Origin of the sequence: Mycobacterium attenuatum (genome assembly GCF_900566085.1) — a bacterium.
In the GTDB taxonomy this organism is placed as follows: domain Bacteria; phylum Actinomycetota; class Actinomycetes; order Mycobacteriales; family Mycobacteriaceae; genus Mycobacterium; species Mycobacterium attenuatum.
The window spans coordinates 46281-55217 of sequence record NZ_UPHT01000059.1 but is presented as its reverse complement, the minus strand read 5'-3'; the positions used below and the strand labels follow the sequence as shown (position 1 = coordinate 55217).

The following is an 8937-nucleotide window of genomic DNA, read 5'->3' as shown; positions in this document are numbered from 1 at the left end:
GATCGAACGGGCAAACGAAGAGACCACCGACGCAACGCGCCGGTGGTCCCATAACTGGCAATCCAGGTGGTCCCATCACCCTGGCAAAAATCAGGTCACACTGGTCCCAAGCTCATGGCAAACGACAGTCTCGGGAACCGCTGCGGCGCTGACGGCGACCGCGATCCCGGTCGTACTGACCAATATCGGTTTGGTGTCAACCAATATCGGACTCACGTCACACAGCATCCAGCAAAAGGAGCAGCAGCAACAAAGTCAACAGTCCCGAACGCCGTCGGGGCCAACAACGCCAGGCTCGGCTAGCAGAGGTTCGGCAGGCATTGGGCGAGCGACTGTCGTTGGTGCACTGTCGGTTCCGTCTAGTTGGACCGCGGCCGCGCCGGTCAGGCTGGTCACGGCGGCGTTGCGCGACGCCGGGTTCAGCGCCGCCCCGGCCGCATCGGTACACGACATGCCCGGTGGCCCGGCTCTTCCGATCGCGGGCATGGCCGGTGCCGGCCTCGGCGGTGCCGCCGGGGGCGCCCTGGCGGCTGGAGCGCGCGCCGAAAAGTCCACCGGCCGCAATGACTACCGCTCCGGAATCGCCGCAACCTTAGGACAGCCGGCCGACCGGGCCGACGATGCCGCGAACTCGGATTTCACCGCCCGGTCTGCGGGGGACGAAGGTCTCGAGAGCGTGAAACTAACCGGATTTGAACGCGAAATCGTTGCGTTGGTGCGCCGTTACACCGAAGGCCACGGGCCGTGACGCGCCGGACCAAACACAACATCACTGAACCGCGATAAGCCGACGCAACGCGAAGGGAGTCTGAAATGTCCATTGTCACTACTCAACCGGAGAGTTTGGCAACCGCGACCAGCGATTTGCACGTCATCGGATCTGACTTGGCCGCTCAGAATCCGGCTTCGGCGGCCCGACCAGCGGCGTGACTCCAGCCGCCGTTGATGAGTTATCTGCACTGACCGCAGCACAATTCGCCGCTCAATGCCAGCTGTATCACGCGATCGCCCCACAGGCTGCCGCCTTCCACGACATGTTTGTCAACACTTTGGCTAGCAGTGCGGGATCATATGCGACAAACGGAGGCCACCAATGCGGTCGCCACAGCTAACAGCAAGCATGCTCAGTCCACGAACTTGGACAGGAGCAGGTCTGCCATGCCACTGCGAGGAGGTGCACACTAGCCAGCAACCTCAACCAGAGACAACTCACCGCTTCGACGTTCCTGCCTAGACCGTCGGGGAATCCTGGCTGTTGGACGCGAGCGTCTTGTCACTGAGCATCGCCGGTGCCCGCAGGAGCGGATCCGCCCCAGACCAGCTCTGACGACGCCGTGATTCAGCTGCATCAGGCGCAATCCGACGTTGTCAACATGCTGAATGGCGTTCGAGACGAAGATCAGCAATTCGCGCTGGCGACAGCTTCTTCTCAACACCACCAGCGGTCAACGGTCCCTATCCGACACGCCAAGGTCCTTGTAGGACGAATCCGCATAGCCGGGTTAGAGCATCGAGCACGGCTCGACGGCGCGGAGTTCGTGATCCGATGGCGAAGCAATCCGATCGTCTTCGACAACTCGAAAGCCGATGCGGCGGCGAAAGATTCAGGCAAACCGTGGCTATCTTCGATAACCTAAGCCTAGGCTCGTCGAACCGGACCCTGAAGCATCCGCGTGCGGCGCAGCGGCCAACCCGCGGCGGTTCCGCTGAGCTGCGCCTGATTGGTGCGGCTGCCTCGGCCCGTGGCCACTGATAGCGCCCAGCGCCCGCAGAACCCGCATCACGCCCCCGATGGCCACGCTAACCCAAACTAGAAGTGCATCCCAAAAGGCAACCAGCGCAACCGTTCCCAGTGATCGCCAATGGGTCAGATCGGCCACGAGGCTGGTGGCAACCGAATACATGCCCAGCGGGAAAACCAGCGTCCACCATGCCCCGGTGAATCGCAACATGTCCGGGCGCCGTTTTGATGTGGCGCAACCCGAAGTAGATCAGCGGCGGGATCCACATCGTTGCCACTGCCCAGGCTGTCAACGTCACCGCGTGCAAAGTACCGGCGAGTCCATCTCGGGATTGCCGGTGCATGAAGTAGCCCGCAACGGCGGCGATGGCCACTGAACCCGTTAGGAGCCAGGAGTCCGGCTCGAATCCCTCACGATCAAGCCGCTGGGTGACGGCACGCCACACCATCAGCGATGTCAGCAAGAGATAGGTGATTAGCGCGAGTATCCAGAGCGGGAGGGCGACCATCAGCCATTGACGTTGACCGGTGTTGGTAAGCAGCTTGGCCGCCACGATCGCCAATCCTGAGGTCGCCACGCTGGAGAGCAGCCAAGCACCGTGGACATGGTCGCGTAATGCTGCCCATCGAAGCCTCCCAACATTACGCATGGTGAGTACTACCAATCCCAGCCAGGCCACCCCGGCGACGACGCCGAGAATCGGCAGCACCGGCGGATACTGGGATGACAACCGGTTGTTGAGGACCGCGCATGCAGCGACAAATGTGAACAGCGAGAAGGTGACTTGAGGATCTGACAGATCCCAAGGCAGGACCCTGTGCTTGGCGACGGCTACCGCGACCACCATGGCGACCAGAACCGCCAAAGCGACTGTGGCGAGGATGCCGAGGACGTTACTCATCCGGGTGTAATCGTGATTTTGCGCAGCAATCGACAAGATCCCGGTAGCCATTACCGCCGCGAACGCATCCGGTGTCAGCCGACTCTGACTAAGCCGCGGCGTCATGGCTCGTCCAAAGTATTCGCGACGCACCCATGCTGCCTATGGCGTCGCCATTTCGCGCGTACCAGGCGAGGCTCTTGTACATACCCACAGGTTTCCCCCCCGGTGGCAGTCCATGCTCCGTGAGGTTGAATTCGTATCCGATTCGCCGTCAAGGTCGAGCGCCGAATATCGGTTACCACGGTCAGAGCTGACGAGAAAATGACTGGACCACAGTATTAGTCGGAATCAGAGCCGTGAATCTTAGCCGCCATGTGGCAAGTCGGCCCGGCCGGACACCAAAGCGTGAATTTTACAACCGGATCCGCCGCCAAGAAAGACAGCGCAGCCACCCGCGTGGTCCGCCCAGGCGACAGCGTACCCAAGGCGCGAGCGGACTCGGCATGATCACCGGGGCGGCCGCAATCGTTGCGTCGGACATTGGGGCTTACTTCGGCGTGCAGCGGGTAACCCACTCGCATGAATGAATCGGACGCCGTTGTCCAGTGCCCTTGGGTTCGGCCGGACGAGAACAGACTCGCCAACACAGATGAGTCGAGCTCTGGCCTTGAAGGCACACCTAGAGCGGCATCCGTTCTGACATGAGCGAGTTGCTACTTCAGCTGGTCGGCGGCTGGCGTCCCGCAATGTTTGCGGCTCTCAAGGCATTTGCATTGTTCCTGACGGCCGCGACGGCTTTTCGACTCATGTTGCGCCGCACCATCGCCGAGTTCACTCCCTTTGACTGGGTCACCGCCGTTGCGGTAGGCGCCATCGTGGGCCGCACCGCCACGGCCTCCGACACGTCGTGGCTCACTGGAACAGCGGCCCTACTGGCCTTAATCGTGGCTCATGATGTGGTCGCGCGGCTGCGGTTCATTCCCTGGGTGCGTCGCCTCGTCGACCCGCCGGTGCGAGTACTGATCCGCAATGGTCGCGTTGACCAGCGCAACTTGAAACGATGCAGGCTCACCCGCGACGACCTAGACGCAATCCTGCGCGAACATGGCCATGACACAACTGATGACATTCGATTGGCCCTCTTCGAGACCAAAGGAGTCGTCTCGATCCTCACCGACAACCAGCCGCCCAGGCGGGCGTAGCTAACGACGCTTTCTGGACCGCCACCGGTGGTCTGCCAACACCAGACCTGGACATCGGCTGACTCATCGCGCCGGCAACGGGTACCCACTTGCGACATGAGAGCCTGGCGACCAGATCAGCGGAGTTGGAAACCACATGTCGTTCATGGGCACGCACCCGGAGGTTATTCGGATCGGCACCAAGCGCCGCGAATGCCACCGCGGCGCCACCAACAGCCGGGGTGGTCCCAACCGCTTCGAAATAGGCATCAGCCTTGACCGCAAGATAATTGGCTGCCCAAGCCAAAAGTGCCACACCGTCGCAGCGCGGCCCAAGGCGATGCACGGCCAATCCTCGGGCACCTCCACAGCCAGCGGTGCGTCCCACGACGTCGCTGAGGGCGCCGACGTGACCATAGCTTGGAAAGTGGCCTAGTCCAATGGCATTCGCGATGTTGCCGCCGGAAGTCAACCACGACAGGATGTACGCCGGCCCCGGTCCTGGACCCATGCTGGCCGCCGCGGCGGCCTGGGACGGGCTCGCCAGCGACCTGGACTCGACCGCCGACGCCTGTCAATCGGTCGTGTCGCAGCTGACCAGCGGATGGTTAGGTCCGGCGTCGACGTCCATGGCGACTGCGGCGTCCGGGTATGTTGCATGGGTACGCACCTGCGCCGGCGAAGCCGAGCAGACCGCCGGCCAGGCCATGGCTGCTGCGACAGCCTACGAGGAGGCGTTCGCGACGACGGTCCCGCCCTCCGTGATCGCCGCAAACCGCACCCAGCTCGCCGTGCTGATAGCGACTAACGTTCTAGGTCAAAACACAGCGGCAATCGCCGCTAAGGAAGCCGATTACGTTGAAATGTGGGCACAGGATGCTGCCGCCATGTACGGCTATGCCAGCAGCTCAGCGGCTGCCACGACGTTGACACCGTTCACCCCGCCGGCCCAGGCCATCAACTCCGTTGCAGTGGCCGGTCAAGCTGCCGCGGTAGCCCATGCGGCGGCTACCGCTACCGGTTCCGCCACCCAGACGGCCGCCGCGCCGCTCGCAGCCGTGCCGCAAGCGCTGCTGAGCCTGACATCGCCTGCGGCGTTGCAGCAGTTGCCGCTCGGCGCGACCTCGATCCCAGTGGGCGCGGCCTTATCCCTAGCGGCACCGGCCGCAAGTGCCGACCCAGCTTTGACAGTGGCGCTAATCGGATTTGGTGTAGATCTTTTCGGCACGTTCATCATTGATTCGGCGGGCTCGTTCGGTATCGATTCGGCCGGCTCGTTCGGCATTGATTCCGCTGGCATAGGAATTGCCTTGCAGGCAGACGAAATTGAGACAAAGGACGCATTTCCGAGCTTGGGCATGCCGACCGCGGCGAGTATGGGTCAGTCCGTCCCGGTCGGAGCGTTGTCCGCGCCACCTGCATGGGCCACGACGGCCCGGCGTACCGGCCGGTTGCCCTTGCGCTACCGCCCAGCACCGCTGGGATTGCCACCAACGTGGCGGCGGGCAGCTCGGCAGGGCTGCTTAGCGATATAGCGCTGGCCGGCATGGCGGGCCGGGCTCTCGGCAGCACTGCCGAGCTGCGCCGCCGTGATCACGAGGCGTTGCGTGCCGACGAGCCCGCGGAACCCAACCACCGGTCGACCGGAAGCCCGATAACCGGGATCGCTGCCGAGCTGCGCGAGCTAGCCGACCTGCGGGATTCCGTAATCCTCACCGATGAGGAATCTGCGCAACAGAAGCAACGCCTGCTCAGTCAGTAAGGCGCCACCAATCGGAGCGATTCAGCGACCGGACGACCTCAGCTATGACGATAGCAGCGCCCGCCGAGACTGAACTGGTGGCGCTGAGACTGCGCCCACCGCGCGCCAAGTGCCTTGGCGCGCAAGCTCATCGCGGTCTGGCGGCACAACCGCTCCTAGCGGGTCAGCAGCGCAACGCACTCCACGTGATGAGTCAGTGGGAACGCGTCGAACACCTTGATCTTCTCCACCACATAGTCATGACTACGGTAAAGGCCGATATCACGCGCGAAAGATGCTGCCTCACAACCGATATGCACAATGCGCGGCACCCGCGCGGCGGCCAGCAGGTTGATCACGTCGCGCCCGGCGCCGGTGCGCGGCGGGTCCAGCACCGCGACGTCGGCACGAGATTGACTCGACAAAGCCCGCCGCACCGAATCGTTGACGACGGCTACCTGCGGCAGATCGGCCAGCGCAGCGTGGGCGGTTCTGGCAGCCGCACGCGCGCTGTCGACGGTCAACACTTGCCCCGACTCCCCGACCGCCTCACCCAGCACCGCGGCAAAAACACCAGCGCCGCCGTAGAGATCCCACGCGGTCATACCGACACCCGCCTCAGCCCAATCCGCGACCAGTCGGCTGTACACGCCCGCCGCATCCCGGTGCGACTGCCAGAAAGCCGTCACCGGCACCCGCCAACTGCGCCTGCCGACCCGCTGTACCGCGTGATAGCTACCCTCGACGACTCTGGTGGTGACCCTTCGGCCGTGACGCACCGTGAGAACCACGTGACGCTGGGCGTCGTCGTCAAGGACCACATTCAGCTGGCCGCCGGGCGGCCAGGAACGACCAGCGTTCAGGTCGTCGAGCATCCCGGTGGGCACCTGCCCGCAATGCAGATCGGTCACCAACGCGCTGCTGTGGTAGCGGTGAAAGCCGACGCGACAGGACGGTCCCACATCGAGCCGCACCCGAGTGCGCCAGCCGGTGGGACCGGCATCGGATAGCGGTTCGACCGAGCCGAACCAGCGGTGTCCGCCGAGCCGTTCCAGCTGATCGGCCACAACCTGGGTCTTGATCGCCCGCGCGGCTTCCGGGGTGGCAAACGCCAGATCGCAACACCCCGCGCCGTTCACCCCGGCAATCGGACACAATGACTCGGTCCGATCGGGAGATGGGTCGATTACCTCGACAACCTCTGCGTGCCAATAGGATTGGCGCTCAGCGGTCACCCTGACCCGCACCTTCTCTCCGGGCAGCGCATAGCGGACGAAGATCACCCGGCCGTCGTGACGCGCCACGCAGCTGCCGCCGTTGGCGGGGGCGCCGGTGACCACCGTCAGGTGGGACCCCAGGGTCAATCGAAAATTCCCCGTCTCGCGTCGCCGGGAGCCACGTGCGGCTGCAACGTCTTTACTCGCTCCGACGAAGTCAGTTGCCAGGGAACCGAAGTCACCATCACCCCGGGCATGAACAGCAGCCTTCCCTTGAGCCGTAGCGCACTTTGGTTGTGCAACAACTGCTCCCACCACCGGCCCACCACGTACTCCGGGATGAACACCGTCACCACGGTGCGCGGGGATTCCTTGCTGACCCGTTTGACGTAATCGAGCACCGGCCGGGTAATTTCCCGGTACGGCGAGGCAATGACCTTCAGCGGCACGCTGATATCGCTTTCCTCCCACTTGTGCACCAGATCTCGGGTTTCGGCGTCGTCGACGCTGACCGTGACGGCCTCGAGCACATCGGGACGTGTCGCCCGCGCGTAGGCCAGCGCGCGCATCGTCGGCAGGTGCAACTTAGACACCAGGACCACGGCGTGATTTCGGCTGGGCAACACGATTTCGTTGTCCTGTGCTGCGGCCTGTTCGGCCAATTCCCGGTTGACCGTGTCATAGTGGCGGCGGATCAGCTTCATGAGGATGAAGAGGGCGCCCATGGCGACAATCGCAATCCAGGCGCCTACTAGGAATTTCGTTACCAGAACGATAAGCAGGACGGTGCCGGTGGAGACCAATCCGACGGCGTTGACCACCCGAGAGCGGATCATCCTGCGCCGCACGGCGGGATCGGTCTCGGTGCGAAGCAACCGGGTCCAGTGCCGGACCATTCCGATCTGGCTCAGCGTGAACGAAATGAAGACTCCGACGATGTACAGCTGGATCAGTGCCGTGAGTTCGGCGCGGAAGGCCACCACCGCAGCGATGGCGGCGGCCGCAAGGAACAAGATCCCGTTGGAGAACGCCAGGCGGTCACCGCGGGTGTGCAGCTGGCGTGGCAGGTAGCTGTGCTGCGCCAGCACCGAGCCCAGCACCGGGAAGCCGTTGAATGCGGTGTTGGCCGCCAACACCAAGATCAGCGCGGTGACCGCGGCGATCAGCAGGAACCCGATGTGGAAGCCGCCGAACACGGTCTGCGCCAGCTGGGCGACCAATGTCTTTTGTTGATAGCCCGACGGGGCTCCGGTCAGCTGGGTCTCGGGATCGTCGACGACCTGGACGCCGGTCTCGACGGCCAGCAAGACCATGGCCATCAGCAGGGTCACCGCGATGGTGCCCAGCATGAGCAGCGTTGTCGCAGCGTTACGCGACTTGGGTTTTTCAAACGCCGGCACCCCGTTGCTGATCGCCTCTACGCCCGTCAGCGCCGCGCAGCCCGAGGAGAACGAGCGGGCCACCAGGAATGCCAGTGCGGCACCGACGACCTTGCCGTGTTCGGCGTGCATGACGAATCCGGCGGATTCGGCGCGCAGCGGGTTGCCCAGCACGTAGATCCGGAACAGCCCCCAACAGAGCATCGCGCCGACGCCGATGATGAACGCGTAGGTCGGCACGGCGAATGCCAGCCCTGATTCGCGAACCCCGCGCAGGTTCATCGCCGTCACCAGCACGATGGCGCTGACGGCGAACAACACCTTGTGCTCATAGACGAACGGGATCGCCGAGCCGATATTCGACATCGCCGATGCGATCGAAACCGCAACCGTGAGAACATAATCGACCATCAGGGCGCTGGCGACCACGAGACCGGCGGTGGGGCCCAGGTTGGTGCTGACGACTTCGTAGTCCCCGCCCCCGGATGGATAGGCGTGGACGTTTTGCCGGTAGCTCGAAACCACCACGAGCAATACCGCGGCCACCGCCAGCGCTATCCACGGCGCCATGGAGTAGGCGGCCAGACCGGCCACTGACAGCATCAGGAAGATCTCTTCGGGGGCGTAGGCCACCGACGACATCGCATCCGAGGCGAATACCGGCAACGCGATCCGCTTCGGCAGTAGCGTGTGGCTCAGCCGGTCGCTGCGAAACGGCCTGCCGATCAGCAGCCGGCGCGCGGCGGTGGAAAGTTTGGACACGAGAGCCAAGGGTAAGCCCCGACGGCTTTGAC

Annotated in this window: 9 protein-coding genes and 1 pseudogene; 6 read left to right on the top strand and 4 right to left on the bottom strand. The window is 63.8% G+C overall.

Annotated elements, in window-relative coordinates; all coding sequences use genetic code 11:
• The first annotated feature begins 193 nt into the window (after positions 1-193).
• From EET13_RS10520 to EET13_RS30305, 3 genes and pseudogenes are all read left to right on the top strand, one after another.
• Entirely contained in the window at positions 194-748 is a 555-nt protein-coding gene (locus EET13_RS10520) for a PE/PPE C-terminal domain-containing protein (protein ID WP_168991262.1), read from the top strand.
• A gap of 65 nt (positions 749-813) precedes the next feature.
• Positions 814-1104: pseudogene (locus tag EET13_RS10515) on the top strand (PE family protein); the annotation flags it as partial.
• A gap of 185 nt (positions 1105-1289) precedes the next feature.
• Positions 1290-1637: a hypothetical protein gene (locus EET13_RS30305; protein ID WP_168991261.1), complete on the top strand. Its 348-nt coding sequence runs from the start codon at positions 1290-1292 to the stop codon at positions 1635-1637.
• Here the strand turns inward: EET13_RS30305 and EET13_RS32260 are convergent.
• Together EET13_RS32260 and EET13_RS10510 are read right to left on the bottom strand one after the other, a co-directional pair.
• Entirely contained in the window at positions 1620-1904 is a 285-nt protein-coding gene (locus EET13_RS32260) for a hypothetical protein (protein ID WP_280177868.1), read from the bottom strand. The genes EET13_RS30305 and EET13_RS32260 overlap by 18 nt on opposite strands.
• Positions 1801-2694, bottom strand: coding sequence for a tellurite resistance/C4-dicarboxylate transporter family protein (locus EET13_RS10510; RefSeq protein WP_280177869.1), 894 nt, complete (start codon positions 2692-2694; stop codon positions 1801-1803). The genes EET13_RS32260 and EET13_RS10510 overlap by 104 nt, the downstream gene beginning before the upstream one ends.
• 632 nt (positions 2695-3326) lie before the next feature.
• Here EET13_RS10510 and EET13_RS10505 point away from each other — a divergent pair.
• The 3 genes from EET13_RS10505 (at position 3327) to EET13_RS10490 (ending at position 5568) form a co-directional block, all read left to right on the top strand.
• Positions 3327-3827: a DUF421 domain-containing protein gene (locus EET13_RS10505; protein ID WP_122442228.1), complete on the top strand. Its 501-nt coding sequence runs from the start codon at positions 3327-3329 to the stop codon at positions 3825-3827.
• Positions 3828-4246: 419 nt separating this feature from the next.
• On the top strand, positions 4247-5341 hold the full coding sequence (locus tag EET13_RS32255) for a PPE family protein (RefSeq protein WP_122442226.1): 1095 nt from the start codon (positions 4247-4249) through the stop codon (positions 5339-5341).
• An 11-nt stretch (positions 5342-5352) separates the two neighbouring features.
• Positions 5353-5568 (top strand): hypothetical protein, encoded by a 216-nt coding sequence (locus tag EET13_RS10490; protein WP_122442225.1) that lies wholly within the window; start codon positions 5353-5355, stop codon positions 5566-5568.
• 155 nt (positions 5569-5723) lie between these two features.
• Here EET13_RS10490 and EET13_RS10485 read toward each other — a convergent pair whose 3' ends face one another.
• Together EET13_RS10485 and EET13_RS10480 are read right to left on the bottom strand one after the other, a co-directional pair.
• The gene (locus EET13_RS10485) at positions 5724-6911 is read right to left on the bottom strand and encodes a class I SAM-dependent RNA methyltransferase (RefSeq protein WP_122442224.1); all 1188 of its coding nucleotides are present in this window, start codon (positions 6909-6911) and stop codon (positions 5724-5726) included.
• The gene (locus EET13_RS10480) at positions 6908-8905 is read right to left on the bottom strand and encodes an APC family permease (RefSeq protein WP_122442223.1); all 1998 of its coding nucleotides are present in this window, start codon (positions 8903-8905) and stop codon (positions 6908-6910) included. Before EET13_RS10480 ends, EET13_RS10485 begins: the two co-directional genes overlap by 4 nt.
• Between the last annotated feature and the right edge of the window lie 32 nt (positions 8906-8937).